Raw genomic sequence first — 19,827 nt, 5'->3', positions numbered from 1 at the left:
GAGCCGCGTCGCCTTCCCGGAACCCGGACTCTTCCCCCCTGTCTGCCGATTGGAGCCGTACATGAAGGACGTCACCCAGCTCACCGAGGGCTGGAGCCTCCACCACGAGGGGACCCTCCTGCCCGCCCGGGTCCCCGGCTGCGTCCACACCGACCTGCTCACCGCCGGCCTGATCCCGGACCCGTACGTGGACCTCGCCGAGCCCGAGGTCGCCTGGGTGGGCCGCAAGGCCTGGACGTACCGCCGGGACCTGCCGGCGGCCGAGGCGGCCGCGGGCCACCACGAGCGCACCGACCTGGTCTTCGAAGGGCTGGACACGGCCGCCCGCATCACCCTGGACGGGCGCGAGTTGGGCCGGACCCGGAACATGCACCGCACCCACCGCTTCGACGTCACCGGCCTCACGGGCGAGCTGCGCGTCGCCTTCGACTCGGCCTACGACGAGGCCGCGCGCGTGCGCGAGGTGACGGGCGAGCGGCCCAACGTCTATCCCGAGCCGTCGCAGTACATCCGCAAGATGGCCTGCGGCTTCGGCTGGGACTGGGGGCCCACCCTCGTCACCGCCGGGATCTGGCGCCCGGTCCGGCTGGAGCACTGGTCGACCGCCCGGCTGGCGCGGGTGCGTCCCGTCGTGACCGTCACGGACGGCGCCGGACGGGTGGAGGCGCACGTGGATCTGGAGCGCACCGGGGCGGGGCACCGGCGACCGCTGGGCGTGCGTGGCTCGGTGACCGGCGTGACGGCGAGCGCCACGGTGACCGGCGACAGCGCGGTGCTCGTCCTCGACGTACCGGGGCCCGAGGTGTGGTGGCCGCGGGGATACGGCGAACAGCCCTTGTATGAGCTGGGGTTGACGCTGTTCGAGCAGGGCGACGAGGAGCGGCCGCTGGACTCCTGGCGGCGGCGGATCGGTTTCCGGAGCGTCGAGCTCGACCGTTCCCCGGACGGGCACGGCACCGGGTTCACCCTCGTGGTGAACGGCGTACGGATCTTCGCCCGCGGGGTGAACTGGATCCCCGACGACGTCTTCCCCTCCCGGGTGACCCCCGCCCGGTACCGCACCCGGCTGCGGCAGGCGGCGGAGGCGGGCGTCGACCTGGTGCGGATCTGGGGCGGCGGGATCTACGAGGACGACGCGTTCTACGACGTCTGCGACGAGCTGGGACTGATGGTCTGGCAGGACTTCCTGTTCGCCTGCGCCGCCTATCCCGAGGAGCAGCCGTTGCGCGGGGAGGTGGAGGCGGAGGCCCGCGACAACGTTGTCCGGCTGATGCCGCACGCGAGCCTCGTGCTGTGGAACGGCAACAACGAGAACCTGTGGGGGTTCCGCGACTGGGACTGGGAGCCCGGCCTGCGCGGGGACTCCTGGGGCGAGGGCTACTACCTGGGGCTGCTCCCCCGCATCGTCGCCGAACTGGACCCCACCCGCCCCTACACGGCGGGCAGTCCCTGGTCCGGCTCCTGGGACCATCACCCCAACGACCCCGCCCACGGCACCCATCACTCCTGGGAGGTCTGGAACCGCCGGGACTACGCCGAGTACCGCGACTCTGTGCCCCGTTTCGTGGCGGAGTTCGGCTGGCAGGCACCGCCCGCGATGGCGACCCTGCGGCGCGCGCTGCCCGGCCAGCGGCTCGCCCCCGACTCCCCCGGCATGCTGCACCACCAGCGGGCCGAGGACGGCAACGGCAAGCTGAACCGGGGCGTGGAGCGCCACTTCGCCCTGCCCGAGGACGACTTCGACCGCTGGCACTACCTCACCCAGGTCGTGCAGGCGCGGGCGGTCGCCGCGGGGATCGAGCACTGGCGGTCGCACTGGCCGGTGTGCGCCGGGACCGTCGTCTGGCAGCTCAACGACTGCTGGCCGGTCAGCTCCTGGTCGGCGGTGGACGGCGACGGCCGGCTCAAGCCGCTCTGGCACGAGCTGCGCCGGGTCTACGCCGACCGTCTCCTCACCCTCCAGCCGGAGGCCGGCGGCGCCACGGGCGCGGGCACGGGCGCGGGCGCGGGCACGGGCGCGGTGCTCGCGGTGGTCAACCAGTCCGCCGAGCCGTGGCCCGCGGTGGTCACCCTGCGGCGGCTGCGCGCGGACGGCACCGTGGTGGCGGAGTCGGTGGTCGAGGCGCCGGCCGGCCGCCGTGCCGTCGCCCGCGTCACCGTGCCCGGGGCGCTGGTCCCGGAGGAGCGGTCGGGCAAGGAGTTCCTGGTCGCGGACGCCGACGGGCTGCGTGCGTTCCTCTTCCCCGGCCCGGACAAGGAGTTCGCCCTTCCGGTGCCGCGCTACGACGTCGCGGTGGAATCCGCGGTCGTCGGGGGTGGCGGTAGTCTCGAGGTCGTGGTGACAGCACACACCCTGGTACGGGACCTCCTCCTGCAGGCCGACCGGCTCGGGCCGGGCGCCGTCTGCGACACCGGGCTGCGCACGCTGCTCCCCGGCGAGCGGGTCCGGATGCGGGTGCGGGGAGCCGCCCAGACCGGCGCCAACGCGGTGCGCGCGGCGCTCTTCTGCGGAGAACCGGCGTGAGCGCACCCATGGAACGCGTCACCATCAAGGACGTCGCCGCGGCGGCCGGTGTGTCCAAGGGCGCGGTGTCGCTGGCGTTCAACCACAAGCCGGGGGTCTCCGACGCCACCCGGGAGCGGATCTTCGCGGTGGCCCGGCAGCTGGGCTGGGCGCCGAACTCCTCGGCCCGGAGCCTGTCGAGGCAGTCGGTCGACACCGTGGGTCTCGCCATCTGCCGGCCGGCCCGGCTGCTGGGCCTGGAGCCGTTCTACATGGAGTTCATCTCCGGCATCGAGAGCGTGCTGGCCGAACGCCACTGTTCGCTGCTGCTGCGCCTGGTCAGCGGCCTGGAGGAGGAGATCGGGCTCCAGGAGACGTGGTGGCGGGAGCGCCAGGTCTCCGGCTCCGTCCTGGTGGACTTCCACGAGGACGACCCGCGCATCGGCCCCCTGCGGGCGCTCGGGCTGCCCGCGGTGGCCGTCGGGCATCCCGACCTCACCGGCGGCCTCCCCTCGGTGTGGACGGACGACGCCACGGCGGTGTCGGAGGCGGTGCGGTACCTGTCGGCGCTCGGCCACCGGCGTATCGCCCGGGTGGGCGGACCCGAAGGGCTCGGGCACAGCGCCATCCGGGCGACGGCGTTCGCCCGGACGCTGGCGGAGCTGGGACTGGACGCGAGCCGACAGGTGGCGACGGGCTTCTCCGGCGACGAGGGCGCCCGCGCCACCCGCTCGCTGCTGCTCTCCGCCGAGCGGCCCACCGCCGTCCTCTACGACAACGACATCATGGCGGTCGCGGGTCTCGGTGTGGCCGCCGAGATGGGCGTGTCCGTGCCGGACGACCTGTCGCTGCTGGCCTGGGACGACTCGCAGTTGTGCCGGCTGACCCATCCGACGCTGTCGGCGATGAGTCACGACGTGCACGGGTTCGGGGCGCAGGTGGCACACGTGCTGTTCGAGGTGATCTCGGGTCAGGACGCCGTGTCCCGGCCGGTGGCCACGCCGTCGCTGGTGCCGCGCGCCTCGACGGCCCCGCCCAGGGTGTGAGGCGGGGCGGGGCCCCCGGGTGCTCAGGACGCGATCAGGGTGACGTCCTGGCCGTGGCGGGCGTGGAAGCTCGGGAGCGGCAGGCCGCCCATGGCCCGCAGCTCCATCAGCGTGGCCTCGACGTGGGCGGCGCCGGGCTTGAGGGCGTCCGCGGAGGGGGTGCCCGTGTTGGCCCAGCGGTGCTCGATGCCGTCGCACACCGCGCGGGTGCCGCCGACGCCGTACCGGACGGACTGGTCGCTCTGGCTCACGGACGAGCTGACGAAGACGGCGCCGCTGCCGGGGGTGCAGCGGTAGGTGCCGGTGAGGGTGACGGTGCCGTCGGCGGCGATGCGGCCGGTCGGGTCGACCGTCACCGACTCCGTGCCGAGGCGGGCGTCGTGCTCGGCCGCCGTCGCGGCGGGGGCGGCCAGCAGGAGCAGGGCGGCGCCGGCGGCCGTGGCGAGAACCGCGGATCGTACGGGCATGGGAGACCTCCCGGTCGGTCGGAATGGGGGGTTCCACTGGTACCGGGCGGACGGTCCCGCGGCAGTGACCGTCACCCCTTCGGTGGCGAGTCCGCGTCGGCCGTCGTGGAACCGTCGCCGGCTTGTCCGGGTGTTGTCACGCTTGCCGCCGGGGTCTTGGCGATGACTTCCCGGCGGGCGCACGGTCTTCTCATGCGACGGTCCCGACGACGGGACGGTCTCCCGACGTGGAGGTGCGCCATGTGTACCCACCGGCCTTCCTGCCCCGCATCCGACTCTCCCGCAGCCGGTTCCGCCGCAGCCGGTTCTCCCGCAGCCGGCACTCCCGCGTCCGGGTCCCCCTCGGCGCGGGCCGTCACCGCGCACCTCGTCGCCGCCCACCCCGAGCAGGGGTGGAACCTGCTGTGCGACGGCACGATCGTCTTCGACGACACCGGCGAGCTGCGGCCCGACGGCCGGGTCGTCGCGCCGCGCCGGGTGTCCGGCGGCCGCCTGGCGATGGCTGCCTGAGCGCCCCTCCTTCGTTCCCGCCGGGCGGCGCTCAGTGCTTCTCGGCGACGAACTCCCGCAGCAGTGAGGCGAGCAGCTCCGGCTGGTCCTCGGCGATCAGCGTCCGGGCGTCCTCGACCTCCACCAGCCTCCCCTGCGGGAGGAGTTCGGCCAGCCGCCGGCCGTGGGCGCGGGGCATCATCAGGTCCTCGGTCGCCCAGACGACGAGGGCGGGCCGGTCGAACCTCCGCAGGCCCTGGGCGGCCTCCAGCAGTTCGTCGCGGCGGACGTGGGTGCCGTAGTGCCGGAAGTCGCGCCGGATCGCGGGGTCCGTGCGCAGCGGGCGCAGCCAGCCGTCGACGACCGCGTCGGGCACGGGCCGCTTGGTGAGGGCGCCGATGCCGACGGGCAGGCGGCGCAGCGGCTTGAGGCCCAGGGTGCGGACCAGCAGCGGGACGCCGCCGGGGACCCGGCAGGCGAGGCCGATCATCTTTCCGGGCAGGCCCGGCGGGTAGTTGTCGAACGCCTCGCACGCGATGAGCACCAGCCGAGCGAGCCGCCCGGGATGCCGGGCCGCCACCGTCTGGGCCCGCCCGCAGTCGTTCTCGACGAGGGTGACGTCGGTGAGGTCGAGGCGGTCGAGGAACTCCGCGATCAGCTCGTTGACCAGGTCGGGCGTGGGCGGCCGGGACATGGGCCGGCGGTGGGCGCCGTAGGGCAGGGTGGGGGCGATCACGCGGTGGTCGGTGCGCAGGTCCGCGACGACCTTGCGCCAGACGGTCGCGTCGTGGACGAGGCCGTGCAGGAGGACGACGACGGGTCCCTCGCCGCCGGTGTCCTCGTACTCGATGGTTCCCGCGCTCAGTTCGATGTCCGGCATGACGGCACTCTAGGGCTGGTGCGCGTGCCGGGGCAGTAGGGCCTACGGCAGTTACGGGAGTTACGGCAGTACGGCGAAGCCGTCGAGTTCCACCAGGGCCCGCTCGTCCCACAGGCGTACGACCTCCACGACCGCCATCGCCGGGTAGTCGCGGCCGGCCAGCTCGCGCCAGGTGCGGCCGAGGCCGGCGGCGTGGGTGCGGTAGGCGGCGACGTCCGTGGCGTAGACGGTGACGCGCGCGAGGTCGGCGGGGGTGCCGCCGGCGGCGCGCAGGGCGGTGAGGAGGTTGGTCAGGGCCTGCTCGAACTGGGCGGGGAGGGTGTCTGCGGTGATCTTGCCGTCGGGGTCGAGGGCGGTCTGGCCGGCCAGGAAGACGACGCGGGTGCCGGTGGCGACGACGGCGTGGGAGAAGCCGGTGGGCGGGGAGAGTGCGGGCGGGTTCACCCGTTCGGCGGTCATGCTCCGGCCTCCTTGGTGTGGGCGTCCTGGGTCTGGGCGTCCTGCGTCCGGTACAGCTCCTTGGCGATGATGCCGCGCTGGACCTCGCTCGCGCCCTCGTAGATCCGGGGGGCGCGGACCTCGCGGTAGAGGTGTTCGAGGAGGTGGCCGCGGCGCAGGGCGCGGGCGCCGTGCAGCTGGACGGCCTTGTCGACGACGTACTGGGCGGTCTCGGTGGCCAGGAGTTTCGCCATCGCCGCGCGCATCGGGACGTCCGGCGCACCCGCGTCGTACGCCGTCGCCGCCGCGTAGACCATCAGGCGGGCCGCCTCGGTGCGCAGCGCCATCTCGGCGACCTGGTGGGAGACGGCCTGGAGGTCGCGCAGCTTGCCGCCGAAGGCGTCGCGGGCGGTGGTGTGCGCGAGGGTGGCGTCCAGGGCGGCCCGCGCCATGCCGAGGGCGAAGGCGCCGACGCTGGGGCGGAACAGGTTGAGGGTGTCCATGGCGACCCGGAAGCCGCGGTCCGGCTCGCCCAGCACGTCGTCGGCGGTGACCGGCACGGCGTCGAAGGCGAGGGCGCCGATGGGGTGCGGCGAGAGCATGTCGAGCGGGGTGCCGGTGAGACCGGGGCGGTCGGCGGGCACGAGGAACGCGGTGACGCCGCGGGCGCCGGCGCCCGGGGTGGTACGGGCGAACACGGTGTAGAAGTCGGCCTCGGGGGCGTTGGAGATCCAGCACTTCTCCCCGGTGAGGCGCCAGCCGGAAGGTCCGTCGGGCTCGGCGGCCAACGCGGCCCCCTCCGCGGTGGACGGTCGCGCGTCCGGGTCCGCCCGCAGCGACAGGGCCGCGGCGTCGGAGCCCGCGTCGGGCTCGCTGAGGGCGAAGGCGGCGATCGCGGTGCCGGCGCTCACGCGGGGGAGCCAGCGGGCGCGTTGGGAGTCGGTGCCGTGGGCGTGCACGGGGTGGGCGCCGAGACCCTGGAGGGCAAGGGCGGTCTCGGCCTCCGTCGAGGCGTGGGCGAGGGACTCGCGCATCAGGCACAGGTCGAGCGCACCCGAGGTGAACAGGCGGGGCAGCAGGCCGAGGGTGCCGAGCTCGGCGACGAGGGCGCGGTTGACGCGGCCCGGCTCGCCCTTCTCCGCGAGCGGGCGCAGCCGTTCGGCGGCAAGGCCGCGCAGCTCTTCGCACCAGGTGAGTTGTGCCGGTTCGAGCGAGAATGCGGTCATCGCCGGTCCCTTCCCCTGCTCCCCTGTCCACCGGGCCGGACTCGAGGTTATCGCGCCCCGTTGACTGTCGTCACCAACACGATACGCTCGTTGCGCGAGCCCACCACGACAAAGGGGGCGAACCGCCATGGCCGATCCGCGCCGCGCGGACCCGCACCGCTCCGCCCACGTCGACACCTTCGCGCGCGACCACCTGCCGCCCCCCGAGCAGTGGCCCGAGCTCCTCTTCGACCTGCCCGAGCTGCGCTACCCGGCCCGGCTGAACTGCGCCGCCGAGCTGCTCGCCGGTCCGCCCGACGACCGCCCGGTCTTCCGCACCGCGTCCGGGGACACCTGGACCTACGGCCTGCTGCGGGCCCGCGTCGACCGGATCGCCCGGCTGCTCACCGGCGACCTCGGTGTCGTCCCGGGCAACCGGGTGCTGCTGCGCGGCCCGACCACCCCGTGGCTGGCCGCCTGCTGGCTGGCGGTGCTGAAGGCGGGCGCGGTGGCGGTCACCGTGCTGGCTCAGCAGCGCCCGCACGAACTGCGCGCGATCTGCGACATCGCCCGGGTGCGGCACGCCCTGTGCGACGTCCGGGCCGTCGACGACCTCGCCAAGGCGGAGGTCGACGGCCTGCGGATCACGACGTACGGCGGGGACACGCCGGACGACCTGCAAGCCCGTACGACGTCCGGCTCGGTGCCCGACACGCCGTACGAGGCGGTCGACACCGCCGCCGACGACGTGGCGCTGATCGCGTTCACCTCGGGCACCACCGGGCGCCCCAAGGGCTGCATGCACTTCCACCGCGACGTGCTGGCGATCGCCGACACGTTCTCCGAGCACGTGCTCGGGCCGCGCCCCGACGACGTCTTCGCGGGCAGTCCGCCGCTCGGCTTCACCTTCGGACTCGGCGGTCTCGTGATCTTCCCGATGCGGGCCGGGGCGAGCGCCCTGCTGCTCGAACAGGCGGGCCCCAGACAGCTGTTGCCGGCCGTCGCCGAGCACCGGGTGTCGGTGCTGTTCACCGCGCCGACGGCGTACCGCACGATGCTCGACGAGCTGGACGCGTACGACGTGACGAGCCTCAGACGCTGTGTCTCGGCCGGCGAGAACCTGCCCGCGGCCACCTGGCGGTCCTGGCAGGAGCGCACCGGCCTGCGCATCATCAACGGCATCGGCGCCACCGAGCTGCTGCACATCTTCGTCTCCGCGGCGGACGACGCCATCAGGCCCGGCACGACGGGCGTTCCGGTGCCGGGGTGGCACGCGCGCGTGCAGGACGAGCACGGCACGCCCGTGCCCGACGGGGAGCCCGGACTGCTGGCGGTGCGCGGGCCGGTGGGCTGCCGGTACCTCGCCGATCCGCGCCAGTCGGAGTACGTGCGCGACGGCTGGAACGTCACCGGGGACACCTACGTCCGCGATCCCGACGGGTACTTCCGGTACGTGGCACGCGCCGACGACATGATCATTTCCGCCGGGTACAACATCGCCGGGCCGGAGGTGGAGGACGCGTTGCTGCGGCATCCGGACGTCGTGGAGGCGGCGGTGGTGGGCCGGCCCGACCAGCGTCGGGGGCAGGTCGTGGTGGCCCACGCGGTGCTGAAGGAGGGGGCCGAGCGGGACGCCGACGCGCTGCGTGAGTTCCTGCGCTCGGAGCTGGCGCCGTACAAGTGCCCGCGCGAGATCGTCTTCCTGGACGCGCTGCCGCGCACGGCGACCGGCAAGCTCCAGCGCTACCGCCTCCTGGGCCCGCCCGCCCCCGGCCCCGGCCCAGACGCCCGGCCGGATCCCCGGGGCGACCGGGCCTGACGCCGACGACATAAGATGATCAACGTGTCCGACCAGCACGCGCAGCACGCCCCGAGGTCCCTCATCGTCACGCTCTACGGCGCGTACGGCCGGTACGCGCCGGGCCCGGTGCCCGTCGCCGAGCTGATCCGGCTGCTGTCCGCGGTCGGGGTGGACGCGCCCTCCGTGCGCTCGTCGGTGTCCCGGCTGAAGCGGCGCGGGCTGCTGCTGCCCGCCCGTACGGCCGAGGGCGCGGCGGGTTACGAACTCTCCGCCGAGGCCCGTCAGCTGCTGGACGACGGGGACCGGCGCATCTACGCCACGGCGCCCCACGGCGACGAGAGCTGGGTGCTCGCCGTGTTCTCGGTGCCCGAGTCGGAGCGGCAGAAGCGGCACGTGCTGCGCTCGAGGCTGGCCGGTCTCGGCTTCGGCACCGCGGCCCCCGGCGTGTGGATCGCCCCGGCCCGCCTGTACGCGGAGACCCGGCACGCGCTGGGCCGGCTGGGCCTGGACTCCTACGTGGACTTCTTCCGCGGCGAGCACCTGGGCTTCACGCCGACCGCCGAGGCGGCGGCGCGCTGGTGGGACCTGGCCGCGATCGCCAAGGAGCACGAGGCGTTCCTCGACCGCCACGCGCGCGTGCTGCACGACTGGGAGCGCCGGGCGGACACCCCGCCCGAGGAGGCCTACCGCGACTACCTCCTGGCCCTGGACTCCTGGCGCCACCTGCCCTACGCGGACCCGGGGCTGCCCGCCCGGCTGCTGCCCGAGGGCTGGCCCGGCACCCGCTCGGCGGCCGTCTTCCGGGCCCTGCACGAGCGGCTGCGCGACGCGGGCGCGCGCTACGCGGACATGGGAGAAACCTCACCTCCCGGACAGTGACTTCCCTCACACTTCCCGGGGATCAGGGAACCCTCAGCCGCTTCAGACCCTCTTCTCAGGTTTCTCACCTACCGTGCGGACGCATGAGTCTCGCGCGCAACTTGAACCGGGCCCTCACCGCCACCACCGGCCTCCAGGTACGGAGAGCACCGCACGCGGCGAAGGGGAAGACGTCCGCCGCGGCGAAACCCGCGGCACGGCAGAAGGCCGGGTACCGATGTCCGTCGGCCGAGGAACTGCCCACCGAGCGGCTGCTGCGGCGGCCCGTCTTCATCATCTCCTCCATCCGTTCCGGCTCCACCCTGCTGCGCATGATGCTGGGCGCCCACCCGCGGCTGCACGCCCCGCACGAACTGCACATCGGCCGGCTGGAGGTCGCCTGCACCAACTGGTTCTCGCAGCGCGCGATGGGCGCCCTGGACCTGGAGCGCGGCGACCTGGAGCACCTGCTGTGGGACCGCGTCCTGCACCGTGAACTCACCAGGTCCGGCAAGGACTTCGTGGTCGAGAAGACACCGGCCAACGTGTACATGTACCAGCGCCTGAAGGACTGCTGGCCCGACGTGCGCTTCGTCTTCCTCCTGCGCCACCCCGAGTCGATCGGCCGCTCCTGGCACGAGACCGACCCCGTCAAGCGGCCGTACGACACGGCCGTCACGGACGTGCTGCGCTACATGAGGGCCGTCGAGGACGCCCGTACCGCCGACGCCGACGGCTTCACCGTGCGCTACGAGGACATCACCGAGGACCCCGAGCGCGAGATGCGCCGCCTGTGCGCGTTCCTCGACATCGATTACGCGCCGGCCATGCTGAACTACGGCAGGAAGAGCGGCGGCGAGCTGGTCAGGGGCCTGGGCGACTGGCGCGAGAACATCCGCACCGGCACCGTGCAGCCGGGGCGCGCGCTGCCCGGGGAGAACGAGATCCCCGAGCGGCTGCGCGCGATGTGCGCGGCCTGGGGCTACACGTCCTGAGCGCGGCCGTGCAGCGTGAGCCTCGGCTTGGGCGCGTCGGTGCGTCCGGCGCGCGGTGGGCGGCTGCCCGCCCGGTACGGCGCCGGCCAGCCGGCACCCGGCCCTTCGTAGCCCTGCTCGGCGGCGGCGTGCAGCGTCCAGTGCGGGTCGTAGAGGTGCGGGCGGGCGAGGGCGCACAGGTCGGTGCGTCCGGCCAGGATCAGCGAGTTGACGTCGTCCCAGGAGGAGATCGCGCCGACGGCGATCACCGGGACGTCCGCCTCGTGGCGGATGCGGTCCGCGTACGGCGTCTGGTACGACCGCCCGAACTCGGGCCGTTCACCGGCCACGACCTGGCCCGTGGACACGTCGATGGCGTCGGCGCCGTGCGCGGCGAAGGCACGGGCGATCTCCACCGCCTCGTCGGCACTCGTGCCGCCCTCGGCCCAGTCGGTGGCGGAGACCCGTACGGTCATGGGCCGCTCGTCCGGCCACACCTCGCGTACGGCGTCGAAGACCTCCAGCGGGAAGCGCAGCCGGTTCTCCGGTGAACCGCCGTAGGCGTCGGTGCGGTGGTTGGTGAGCGGGGAGAGGAAGCCGGAGAGCAGGTAGCCGTGGGCGCAGTGCAGTTCGAGCAGGTCGAACCCGGCCCCGGCGGCCCGTACGGCGGCGGCCGTGAACTGCTTCCGTACGTCGGTCAGTTGTTCCCGGGACAGCTCGCGCGGGGTCTGGCTGCCGGGCCGGTACGGCAGCGGGGAGGGCGCCACCAGGGGCCAGTTGTCCTCGGGCAGCGGTTCGTCCATGCCCTCCCACATCAGCCGGGTCGAGCCCTTGCGGCCGCTGTGCCCGAGCTGCACACCGATCGCGGTGCCGGGCGCCTCGGCGTGCACGAAGTCCGTGATCCGCCGCCACGCCTCGCCCTGCGGGCCGGTGTACAGGCCCGCGCAGCCGGGGGTGATGCGGCCCTCCGCGCTGACGCACACCATCTCGGTCATCACCAGTGCGGCGCCGCCCAGGGCCCTGGCGCCCAGGTGGACGAGGTGGAAGTCGCCGGGGACGCCGTCGGTGGCGGAGTACATGTCCATCGGGGAGACGACGACGCGGTTGCGCAGGGTGAGACCGCGCAGCCGGAACGGGGTGAACATCGGGGGCGTGCCGGGCGGGCAGCCGAACTCGCGCTCCACGGCGCCGGTGAAGTCGGCGTCGCGCAGCCGCAGGTTGTCGTGGGTGACCCGGCGGCTGCGGGTGAGCAGGTTGAAGGCGAACTGGCGCGGCGGCTGACCGAGGTACCGATCGAGGTCCTCGAACCACTCCAGGCTGGCCTTGGCCGCCCGCTGCGTGGAGGCGACGACGGGCCGCCGTTCCGCCTCGTACGCGCCGAGCGCCGCCTGGAGGGTGGGCTGTTCCTCCAGACAGGCGGCGAGCGCGAGGGCGTCCTCCACGGCGAGCTTGGTGCCGGAGCCGATGGAGAAGTGGGCGGTGTGGGCGGCGTCGCCGAGCAGGACGACGTTGCCGTGGGACCAGTGTTCGTTGACGACCGTGCGGAAGGTGGTCCAGGCCGACTTGTTGGACCTGAGCGGCCGGCCGCCGAGCGCGTCGGCGAAGATCTTGGCGCAGCGGGCGGTGGACTCCGGCTCGTCCAGTTCGTCGAAGCCGGCCGCGTGCCAGACCTCCTCGCGCATCTCGACGATGACGGTCGAGGCGTCCGGCGCGTAGGGGTAGCCGTGCAGTTGCATCACGCCGTGCTCGGTCTCGGCGATCTCGAAGCGGAAGGCGTCGAAGGCGAAGTCGGCGGCGAGCCAGATGTAGCGGCAGCGGTGGCCGGTGACCTGGGGCCGGAAGACGTCGCGGTGGGCCTCGCGGGTGGTGCTGTGCACTCCGTCGGCGGCGACGACGAGGTCGTACGTCCGCGCGAGCTCGTCCGGGGGCGGGGCCTCGGTGCCGAAGCGCAGCTCCACGCCGAGGTCGCGGCAGCGGGTGTGCAGGATCTCCAGGAGGCGGCGGCGGCCGAGGGCGGCGAAGCGGTGTCCTCCGGAGGTGTGGCGGGTGCCTCGGTGGACGATGTCGATGTCGTCCCAGCGGACGAAGTCCCGTTTCAGGGCTTCGTAGACGACCGGGTCGGCGTGTTCGATGCCGCCGAGGGTTTCGTCGGAGAGGACGACGCCGAAGCCGAAGGTGTCGTCGGGGGCGTTGCGTTCGTAGACGGTGATGTCGCGGTCGGGGGCGAGGCGTTTGAGGAGCGCGGCGGTGTAGAGGCCGCCGGGGCCTCCGCCGACGATCGCCGCGTGCAGGGGGTGGCTTGTCTTCGCGGGCGGCTGCGGCGCCGTTGTGGTTGCTCGCGCCCCGCGGCGGAGCCGCTGATCGACACGGCCCCGCGCCCCTGGGCCAACCGCACTTCCCCGGGACGAGAGCATCCGTCTACCTCCCTTGCCACTTCGGGGGGCGCTTCTCCGTGAACGACGCGTGGAACTCCGCGTAGTCCTCGCCGGTCATCAGGAGGGCCTGGGTGGAGGCGTCCAGTTCGACCGCTGCCGCGAGCGGCATGTCCAGTTCCGCGGTGAGGAGGGCCTTGGTCTGGGCGTAGGCGAGGGCCGGGCCGTCGGCGAGGCGGCGGGCCAGGGCGTGGGCGCTCTCGTCGGCGCGGCCCTCGTCGGTCAGCTCGCTGATCAGGCCGATCCGCTCGGCCTCGGGGGCCCGCACCGGCTCGCCGAGCATCAGCAGGCGGGTGGCGTGGCCGAGGCCGACCACCCTCGGGAGCAGGTACGCGGCGCCCATGTCGCCGCCGGAGAGGCCGACGCGGGTGAAGAGGAAGGCGAAGCGGGCGGAGGGGTCGGCGACGCGGAAGTCGGCGGCCAGGGCGAGGACCGCGCCCGCACCGGCGGCGACACCGTGCAGCGCGGCGATCACCGGGAAGGGGCACTCCCGTACGGCCCGGACCACCTGGCCCGTCATCCGGTTGAAGTCCAGCAGCCGGGCGGTGTCCATGGACAGGGTCGCGCCGATGATCTCGTCCACGTCGCCGCCCGAGCAGAAGCCGCGCCCCTCACCGGCCAGCACCAGCGCCCGTACGGACCGCGCGCGGGACAGTTCCGCGAGCAGGTCGCGCAGGTCGGCGTAGGCCTCGAAGGTGAGCGCGTTCAGCTTGTCGGGGCGGGCGAGGGTGACGGTGGCGACGCCGTCGGTGATCTCGACGCGCAGGTGCCGCCAGTCGGGGGTGGGGGTGGCCGAGCCGGTGAAGGGACTCATGACACTCGAAGTTATCACTCTTCTGTGACTGTCGTCACGAGTGCACGATAAGGCCGCGCTGTCACGGGCCGAAGGTCCCGGACCCTGCCCGTCGAACGGCACTGCCGGGCGGCGCCGTACCATTCATAAGGTTGAAAGCAGGACAGGACGCCCTGCTCCACGAAACGGACCAGTCGTGTACGAACACTCCAAAGCACCCGCCTCCTGGCGCATCGCGCTGCCGCACTCGGCCGCGGCCGTGCCGGTGGCCCGTGCCCTGGTGCGTACGGCGCTGGCCGAGCTGGAGCACACGGCCGACGGCGACACCGCGGAGCTGCTCACGGCGGAGCTGGTCGCCAACGCCGTGGAGCACACCTCCGGCGAGACGCCGATCGAGCTGGTGGTGGAGCTGCTGCCGACCGGCTGCCAGGTCGAGGTCCACGACCCGGACCCGGACCCGCCCGCCGACCTCACCCGGCCCGGGGTGGAGCCGCCCGACCCGTGGCGCGAGGACGGGCGCGGCCTGCTCCTGATCCGCGCCCTCAGCTCGTCCTGCGGTCACCGGCCCACCGACTCCGGCAAGGCGGTCTGGTTCAGGCTTCCCGCGGTACCCGCTCAGCGTCGTCCGCACTGAGGGCGGCGGTCCGGGCGAGCCGGGAGTTGCGGCGTCCGTAGGCCGCGTACACCAGCAGACCCACCGCGAGGAACGCCGCGAACTGGAGCCAGGTGGCCCCGCCCGTCTCGTACATCAGGTACAGGCAGAAAACGACCCCGAGCAGCGGCGTCACCGGATACAGCGGTACGCGGAAGGTGCGGGCGAGGCCCGGCTCGCGGCGGCGCAGCGCGATCACCGAGACGTTGACGGCCGCCATCGTGGCCAGCGTGCCGATGGTGCACAGGTTGACCACCGCGTCGAGCGGGGCGAAGGCGGCCGGGAGGGCGAAGACCACGCCGACGATCAGGGTGCCGGCGACGGGCGTCGCGGTGCGCGGCGAGACCTTCTCGAAGACGCGCGGGATCAGGCCGTCCCGGGACATGGACATCAGGATGCGGGTCTGGCCGTACATCACGGCGAGCACCACCGAGGCGATGGCGACGACCGCGCCGAAGGCGACCACACCGCCGCCGATCGCGGAGCCGGTGACCTCGTCGACGACGTACGAGAGGGCGGCGGGCCGGTCGCCGACCGCGTCGCCGCCCACGGCGCCGATCGCGGCGAGGGCGACGGCGCAGTAGAGCAGGGTGACCAGGCCGATGCAGACCAGGATCGCGACGGGGATGTCCCGGCGCGGGTTCTTGGCCTCCTCGCCTGCCGTGGTGATCGCGTCGAAGCCGATGTACGAGAAGAAGGCGGCGGTGGTGCCGGCGCCGATGCCGCCGAGCCCGGCCGGGGAGAACGGGGTGAGGTTGCCGTCCTCGAAGGCGAAGAAGCCGACGGCGCAGAAGGCGACCAGGACGGCCAGCTTGAGGACGGCCATCGCGGCGGTGGCCCGGGCGCTCTCCCGCACCCCGCGCACCAGCAGCACGCAGGCCAGGGCGATGACGATCACCGCGGGCAGGTTGACGGCGCCGCCTTCGGCGGGGCCCGCGGAGAGCGCCTGCGGCAGGCGGAGTCCGAGGACGCTGTCGAGCAGCTCGTTGACGTACTGGCTCCAGCCGACCGCGACCGCCGAGACGGACACGCCGTACTCCAGGAGCAGGCACCAGCCGACCAGGAAGGCGGTCCGCTCGCCGAGTCCGGCGTAGGCGAAGGAGTACGAGGAGCCGGAGACCGGGATCGCGCCGCCCAGCTCGGCGAAGGCGAACGCGGTGAACACGCAGGTGATCGCGGCGAGGACGAAGGAGACGACCACGGCCGGGCCGGCCTCGGCGACCGAGTCGGACAGGCCGACGAAGATGCCGGTGCCGACGATCGCGCCGACGCCGAAGCAGACGAGCTGGAACAGGCCCATCGTGCGCTTGAGGCCGTGGCCCTCGCGGTCCGCGCCGGATTCGGCGACCAGGAGGCGGGGGGACTTGAGGCGGGAAGCGGGCATTGCGGGTGGTGCTCGTCTCTGGTGGTGCGGGGGCGCGACGGTGGTCGCGGCCGACGGACCGGAAGGGGTGGCTCCGGAGCCGTCGGTCAGGATAACGGGCCTGGTCGGCCGCCTGGTCAGGCCAGCGTGGCGACCAGGACCGCCTTGATGGTGTGCAGCCGGTTCTCCGCCTCGTCGAAGACGACCGAGTGCTTCGACTCGAAGACCTCGTCCGTGACCTCCAGGGACTGAAGACCGTGGGCCTCGAAGATCTCCTGGCCGACCTTGGTGCCCAGGTCGTGGAAGGCGGGCAGGCAGTGCAGGAACCTCACGTCCGCGTTGCCGGTGGCGTGCAGGACGTCCATCGTCACGGCGTAGGGCGCGAGGGCCTTGATCCGCTCGGCCCAGACCTCCTTGGGCTCGCCCATGGAGACCCAGACGTCGGTGACGACGAAGTCGGCGCCGCGCACGCCCTCGGCCACGGTCTCGGTGAGGGTGATGCGCGCCCCGCTCGACTCGGCGAGCCTCCTCGCCCGGTCGACGACCTCCTGGGCGGGCCAGTAGGCCTTCGGGGCGACGATGCGCACGTCCATGCCGAGCAGGGCGCCGGTGACCAGGTAGGAGTTGCCCATGTTGAAGCGGGCGTCGCCTAGGTAGGCGAAGGTGATCTCCCGCAGGGGCCGGTCGCTGTGCTCGGTCATCGTGAGCACGTCGGCGAGCATCTGGGTGGGGTGCCAGTCGTCGGTCAGGCCGTTGTAGACGGGGACGCCCGCGAAGGCGGCCAGCTCCTCGACCTTGGCCTGGCTGTCACCCCGGTACTGGATCGCGTCGTACATGCGGCCCAGGACGCGCGCGGTGTCCTTCACGGACTCCTTGTGACCGATCTGCGAGCCCGCCGGGTCGAGGTACGTGGTCGAGGCGCCCTGGTCGGCGGCGGCGACCTCGAACGCGCAGCGGGTGCGCGTCGAGGTCTTCTCGAAGATCAGGGCGATGTTCCGGCCCTGGAGATACCGTGTCTCGGCCCCGGCCTTCTTCGCGGCCTTCAGCTCCGCGGCCAGCTCGACCAGGCCGCGGAACTCCTCCTCGGTGAAATCCAGCTCCTTGAGGAAGTGGCGGCCGGCGAGGGCGGTCGGGACTGTCGCCATGGGGGCGCTCCAGAGGTGCAGGGTCGGGGACTGACTTCTGGAAGTCTATACGACCTTCTGAATTTCTATACAGGCCCCCGCTCCACCGGGCAGCTCATGCAGCGCGGCCCGCCCCTGCCCCGGCCCAGTTCACTGCCCGGGATCTCGATCACCTCGATGCCCTGCTTGCGCAGGTGGGTGTTGGTGGTGGCGTTGCGTTCGTAGGCGACGACGACGCCCGGCTCGACGGCCAGGACGTTGCAGCCGTCGTCCCACTGCTCGCGCTCGGCCGCGTGGACGTCCTGGGTCGCGGTCAGGACCCGGATCTCGCCAAGCCCGAGGGCGGCGGCCATCGCGCGGTGCATGTGCTCCGGCGGGTGGTCGGTGACCTTCAGGTCCTTGTCACCGGCGCCCGGCTCGATGGTGTAGGAGCGGAGCATGCCGAGCCCGGCGTACTGGGTGAAGGTGTCGCCGTCGACCATCGTCATCACCGTGTCCAGGTGCATGAAGGCGCGCCGCTTGGGCATGTCGAGGGCCACGATGGTGCGGGCGGAGCCCGCGGCGAACAGCTTGTGGGCGAGCATCTCGACGGCCTGGGGCGTGGTGCGCTCGCTCATGCCGATGAGCACCGCGCCGTTCCCGATGACCAGGACGTCCCCGCCCTCGATGGTGGAGGGGTAGTCGGCCTGCCCCTCGGACCACAGGTGGAACGTCTCGTCGCGGAACAGCGGATGGTGCCGGTAGATCGCCTCGAAGTGCACCGTCTCGCGCTGCCGGGCGGGCCAGCGCATGGCGTTGATGGAGACGCCGTCGTAGATCCAGGCCGAGGTGTCCCGGGTGAAGAGGTGGTTGGGCAGCGGTCCGAGCAGGAAGTCGTCCAGTTCCATGGCGTGGAAGCGCACCGAGGTCGGCTCCGGGTGCGCGTCCAGGAACTCCCGCTTGGTCATGCCGCCGACCAGCCACTCGGCCAGTTCGTGGGCGGGCAGGGTCTCGAAGGCGGCCCGGAGATGGTCCGTGGCCAGCACTCCGTACTCCTTCTCGTCGAAGACCCGGTCCAGGACGAGCCGCCGGGCGGCGGGGACGTCCAGGGTCTCGGTGAGCAGGTCGCCGAAGAGGTGCACCGCCACCCCGCGGTCGCGGAGCACGTCGGCGAACCCGTCGTGCTCGGCGCGCGCCCGGCGCACCCACAGCACGTCGTCGAAGAGAAGGGCGTCCTTGTTGCTGGGGGTGAGCCTTTTGAGCTCGAGATCCGGCCGGTGCAGGATGACGCGGGTGAGCCGCCCGGCTTCGGAGTCGACTTGGAATCCCATGTCTCCATCCTGACCACTCGGGCGCGTGTTCACCCCCTGCTTTCGCGTGCCCGCGACCACAGTGCGGTGCCGGTGACCGCAGTGCGCCCTCCCGGTGCCCCTGTGCGACTCCGGGTGCCGGGGCGGTGCCGCGTAAACCGTGGCGAGGCCGGAGTGCCCGGCCGTCCGTCCGGGGGGAGACCTGTTGAGTCCCGATACGATGATCACCCACTTCGTGGGTGCCTCGGCTCTGATCCTGGTGGCCGCCCACAGCGGCGGATGGCTGGCCCGGCGGCTCGGGCAGCCGTACATCGTGGGCCAGTTGGCGACGGGCATCGCGCTCGGTCCCTCGCTGCTAGGCAGCGCCGCCCCAAAGGCGTACGCGACCCTGTTCCCGGCGGCGATCGGTCCGGCGCTGACCGGTCTCGCGCAGTTCTCGCTGGTGGTGTTCCTGTTCGCGGTGGGCTACGAACTGGACCTGAGAGTCCTCGGCGTCCGTGCGCGCAGCTCGGTGCTGGTGGCGCTTGCCTCGTTCGCGGTGCCGATGGCCGTGGGCAGCGGCGGTGCGCTGGTGTTCTGGGACGCGTTGCACGATCTGGGCATGCCCAGGGACCCTTCCCCCGCCGTGGTGGTCTTCGCCGGTGTCGCCCTGGCGACGACGGCGGTGCCGGTGCTGACGGCCATCGTGCGGGAGAACGGGCTGTCCCGCACGGTGCCCGGGGTGGTGGCCGTCTCCGCCGCCGGGGTGCTGGACGCGGTCTGCTGGACGGTACTGGCGGGTGCGCTGCTGAACGCCGGCGGCGGCGACGCCGGAGCGGGGCTCGACTGGCCGTGGCGGGTGGGGCTCACGCTCGGCTTCGTGGCCGCGATGGCGTGCGCGGCGCGTCCCCTGCTGCGCCGGCTGCTGTGGCGGACACGGCTCGAGCCCTCACTGAGGATGGCGCTGCTCATCGGCTTCGCGCTCGGATCGGCGTGGGTCACGCACGCCCTGGGGCTGCACGTGATCTTCGGCGCGCTGCTCGCCGGCGTGGTCGTCCCGCGCGAGGCGGGCGGCACGCTCGACCCCGACCTGCTGCGGCCGCTGCTTTCCGTGGCCTCGCTGCTGCTGCCGTTCTTCTTCGTGCTCTCGGGCCAGTCCGTGGCCCTGAACGGCATGACGGGCACCGGCTGGGCGGCCCTGCTGGTGGTGACGCTGCTCGCGGTCACGACGAAGACCGTCAGCGGGGCGGCGACGGCCCGGCTGGGCGGCCTGGACCGGCACGACGCACGGACCGTGGGCATCCTGCTCAACACCCGGGGGCTGACCGAGCTGATCGTCCTCAACGCGGGTCTGGAAGCGGGCCTGCTGAGCGCCCCGCTGTACACGGTCCTCGTCTTCATGGCCCTCGCCACGACGCTCCTGACCCAGCCGCTCCTGCTGCTGAACGCACGCCTCGCCGCCCGCGACCGCCGGCCGGTGTCGGCCCGGAGCACGGCGGTGAAGCCGTACGCCGGGTGACACCGGGCCGCCGGT

General features: G+C 73.1%; 17 protein-coding genes. 8 read left to right on the top strand and 9 right to left on the bottom strand.

Translation table 11 applies throughout. The features are described from left to right. Positions 1-61 precede the first annotated feature (61 nt). The gene (locus ACGH7X_RS29545) at positions 62-2,524 is read left to right on the top strand and encodes a glycoside hydrolase family 2 protein (RefSeq protein WP_399890450.1); all 2,463 of its coding nucleotides are present in this window, start codon (positions 62-64) and stop codon (positions 2,522-2,524) included. Beyond that, positions 2,521-3,549: a LacI family DNA-binding transcriptional regulator gene (locus ACGH7X_RS29540; protein WP_399890447.1), complete on the top strand. Its 1,029-nt coding sequence runs from the start codon at positions 2,521-2,523 to the stop codon at positions 3,547-3,549. The genes ACGH7X_RS29545 and ACGH7X_RS29540 overlap by 4 nt, the downstream gene beginning before the upstream one ends. Positions 3,550-3,572: 23 nt before the next feature. On the opposite strand, the gene ACGH7X_RS29535 is transcribed toward ACGH7X_RS29540, so the two are convergent. Continuing rightward, a complete protein-coding gene (locus tag ACGH7X_RS29535) occupies positions 3,573-4,016 on the bottom strand; it encodes a DUF6299 family protein (RefSeq protein ID WP_399890444.1) in 444 nt (147 codons plus the stop codon). Positions 4,017-4,256: 240 nt separating this feature from the next. Between ACGH7X_RS29535 and ACGH7X_RS29530 the strand changes: the two genes are divergently transcribed. Then, a complete protein-coding gene (locus tag ACGH7X_RS29530) occupies positions 4,257-4,526 on the top strand; it encodes a DUF5999 family protein (RefSeq protein WP_399890441.1) in 270 nt (89 codons plus the stop codon). Between the two features lie 31 nt (positions 4,527-4,557). Here ACGH7X_RS29530 and ACGH7X_RS29525 read toward each other — a convergent pair whose 3' ends face one another. From ACGH7X_RS29525 to ACGH7X_RS29515, 3 genes are read right to left on the bottom strand one after another with little or no spacing between them, the layout of a single operon-like run. Next, a complete protein-coding gene (locus ACGH7X_RS29525; RefSeq protein ID WP_399890438.1) occupies positions 4,558-5,385 on the bottom strand; it encodes an alpha/beta fold hydrolase in 828 nt (275 codons plus the stop codon). Positions 5,386-5,445: 60 nt separating this feature from the next. Next, complete coding sequence (locus ACGH7X_RS29520) at positions 5,446-5,844, bottom strand: RidA family protein (RefSeq protein WP_399890435.1); 399 nt, start codon at positions 5,842-5,844, stop codon at positions 5,446-5,448. Further along, positions 5,841-7,049: an acyl-CoA dehydrogenase family protein gene (locus ACGH7X_RS29515; protein ID WP_399890432.1), complete on the bottom strand. Its 1,209-nt coding sequence runs from the start codon at positions 7,047-7,049 to the stop codon at positions 5,841-5,843. The genes ACGH7X_RS29520 and ACGH7X_RS29515 overlap by 4 nt, the downstream gene beginning before the upstream one ends. Before the next feature lie 127 nt (positions 7,050-7,176). Here ACGH7X_RS29515 and ACGH7X_RS29510 point away from each other — a divergent pair, with 127 nt between their 5' ends. From ACGH7X_RS29510 to ACGH7X_RS29500, 3 genes are all read left to right on the top strand, one after another. Next, positions 7,177-8,847: an AMP-binding protein gene (locus tag ACGH7X_RS29510; RefSeq protein ID WP_399890430.1), complete on the top strand. Its 1,671-nt coding sequence runs from the start codon at positions 7,177-7,179 to the stop codon at positions 8,845-8,847. A 15-nt stretch (positions 8,848-8,862) separates the two neighbouring features. Then, entirely contained in the window at positions 8,863-9,708 is an 846-nt protein-coding gene (locus tag ACGH7X_RS29505) for a PaaX family transcriptional regulator C-terminal domain-containing protein (protein WP_399890427.1), read from the top strand. A gap of 83 nt (positions 9,709-9,791) precedes the next feature. After that, complete coding sequence (locus tag ACGH7X_RS29500) at positions 9,792-10,682, top strand: sulfotransferase family protein (RefSeq protein WP_399890424.1); 891 nt, start codon at positions 9,792-9,794, stop codon at positions 10,680-10,682. On the opposite strand, the gene ACGH7X_RS29495 is transcribed toward ACGH7X_RS29500, so the two are convergent. Together ACGH7X_RS29495 and ACGH7X_RS29490 are read right to left on the bottom strand one after the other, a co-directional pair. After that, positions 10,670-13,075, bottom strand: a complete 2,406-nt coding sequence (locus tag ACGH7X_RS29495; RefSeq protein ID WP_399890421.1) for a bifunctional salicylyl-CoA 5-hydroxylase/oxidoreductase — start codon at positions 13,073-13,075, stop codon at positions 10,670-10,672. The two genes, ACGH7X_RS29500 and ACGH7X_RS29495, sit on opposite strands and share 13 nt — an antisense overlap. Before the next feature lie 4 nt (positions 13,076-13,079). Next, the gene (locus ACGH7X_RS29490; RefSeq protein ID WP_399890418.1) at positions 13,080-13,907 is read right to left on the bottom strand and encodes an enoyl-CoA hydratase family protein; all 828 of its coding nucleotides are present in this window, start codon (positions 13,905-13,907) and stop codon (positions 13,080-13,082) included. A 175-nt stretch (positions 13,908-14,082) separates the two neighbouring features. On the opposite strand from ACGH7X_RS29490, the gene ACGH7X_RS29485 reads away from it, so the two are divergent. Then, positions 14,083-14,520 carry an ATP-binding protein gene (locus tag ACGH7X_RS29485; protein WP_399890416.1) on the top strand — a complete coding sequence of 146 codons (438 nt, stop codon included), beginning with the start codon at positions 14,083-14,085 and terminating at the stop codon, positions 14,518-14,520. On the opposite strand, the gene ACGH7X_RS29480 is transcribed toward ACGH7X_RS29485, so the two are convergent. The 3 genes from ACGH7X_RS29480 to ACGH7X_RS29470 all read right to left on the bottom strand — a co-directional run bounded on the left by ACGH7X_RS29480 (position 14,480) and on the right by ACGH7X_RS29470 (position 18,335). Beyond that, positions 14,480-15,922: an amino acid permease gene (locus ACGH7X_RS29480; protein ID WP_399890413.1), complete on the bottom strand. Its 1,443-nt coding sequence runs from the start codon at positions 15,920-15,922 to the stop codon at positions 14,480-14,482. The genes ACGH7X_RS29485 and ACGH7X_RS29480 overlap by 41 nt on opposite strands. Before the next feature lie 116 nt (positions 15,923-16,038). After that, the gene (argF, locus tag ACGH7X_RS29475) at positions 16,039-17,046 is read right to left on the bottom strand and encodes an ornithine carbamoyltransferase (RefSeq protein WP_399890410.1); all 1,008 of its coding nucleotides are present in this window, start codon (positions 17,044-17,046) and stop codon (positions 16,039-16,041) included. Between the two features lie 65 nt (positions 17,047-17,111). Next, positions 17,112-18,335 (bottom strand): arginine deiminase, encoded by a 1,224-nt coding sequence (locus ACGH7X_RS29470; protein ID WP_399890407.1) that lies wholly within the window; start codon positions 18,333-18,335, stop codon positions 17,112-17,114. Between the two features lie 184 nt (positions 18,336-18,519). Here ACGH7X_RS29470 and ACGH7X_RS29465 point away from each other — a divergent pair, with 184 nt between their 5' ends. Then, positions 18,520-19,812: a cation:proton antiporter gene (locus ACGH7X_RS29465; RefSeq protein WP_399890404.1), complete on the top strand. Its 1,293-nt coding sequence runs from the start codon at positions 18,520-18,522 to the stop codon at positions 19,810-19,812. Positions 19,813-19,827 lie beyond the last annotated feature (15 nt).

Source organism: Streptomyces sp. BBFR51, from assembly GCF_044591655.1.
Classification (GTDB): domain Bacteria; phylum Actinomycetota; class Actinomycetes; order Streptomycetales; family Streptomycetaceae; genus Streptomyces.
The sequence above is the reverse complement of the archived record's forward strand: the minus strand, read 5'-3'. Positions and strand labels throughout refer to the sequence as shown.

Excerpts from the sequence above, each read along its gene's own strand:
- ACGH7X_RS29545 (WP_399890450.1), top strand. The coding sequence starts at position 62 with ATGAAGGACGTCACCCAGCTCACCGAGGGCTGGAGCCTCCACCACGAG.
- ACGH7X_RS29535 (WP_399890444.1), bottom strand. The coding sequence starts at position 4,016 with ATGCCCGTACGATCCGCGGTTCTCGCCACGGCCGCCGGCGCCGCCCTG.
- ACGH7X_RS29530 (WP_399890441.1), top strand. The coding sequence starts at position 4,257 with ATGTGTACCCACCGGCCTTCCTGCCCCGCATCCGACTCTCCCGCAGCC.
- ACGH7X_RS29525 (WP_399890438.1), bottom strand. The coding sequence starts at position 5,385 with ATGCCGGACATCGAACTGAGCGCGGGAACCATCGAGTACGAGGACACC.
- ACGH7X_RS29520 (WP_399890435.1), bottom strand. The coding sequence starts at position 5,844 with ATGACCGCCGAACGGGTGAACCCGCCCGCACTCTCCCCGCCCACCGGC.
- ACGH7X_RS29515 (WP_399890432.1), bottom strand. The coding sequence starts at position 7,049 with ATGACCGCATTCTCGCTCGAACCGGCACAACTCACCTGGTGCGAAGAG.
- ACGH7X_RS29510 (WP_399890430.1), top strand. The coding sequence starts at position 7,177 with ATGGCCGATCCGCGCCGCGCGGACCCGCACCGCTCCGCCCACGTCGAC.
- ACGH7X_RS29505 (WP_399890427.1), top strand. The coding sequence starts at position 8,863 with ATGATCAACGTGTCCGACCAGCACGCGCAGCACGCCCCGAGGTCCCTC.
- ACGH7X_RS29500 (WP_399890424.1), top strand. The coding sequence starts at position 9,792 with ATGAGTCTCGCGCGCAACTTGAACCGGGCCCTCACCGCCACCACCGGC.
- ACGH7X_RS29495 (WP_399890421.1), bottom strand. The coding sequence starts at position 13,075 with ATGCTCTCGTCCCGGGGAAGTGCGGTTGGCCCAGGGGCGCGGGGCCGT.
- ACGH7X_RS29490 (WP_399890418.1), bottom strand. The coding sequence starts at position 13,907 with ATGAGTCCCTTCACCGGCTCGGCCACCCCCACCCCCGACTGGCGGCAC.
- ACGH7X_RS29480 (WP_399890413.1), bottom strand. The coding sequence starts at position 15,922 with ATGCCCGCTTCCCGCCTCAAGTCCCCCCGCCTCCTGGTCGCCGAATCC.
- argF (WP_399890410.1), bottom strand. The coding sequence starts at position 17,046 with ATGGCGACAGTCCCGACCGCCCTCGCCGGCCGCCACTTCCTCAAGGAG.
- ACGH7X_RS29470 (WP_399890407.1), bottom strand. The coding sequence starts at position 18,335 with ATGGGATTCCAAGTCGACTCCGAAGCCGGGCGGCTCACCCGCGTCATC.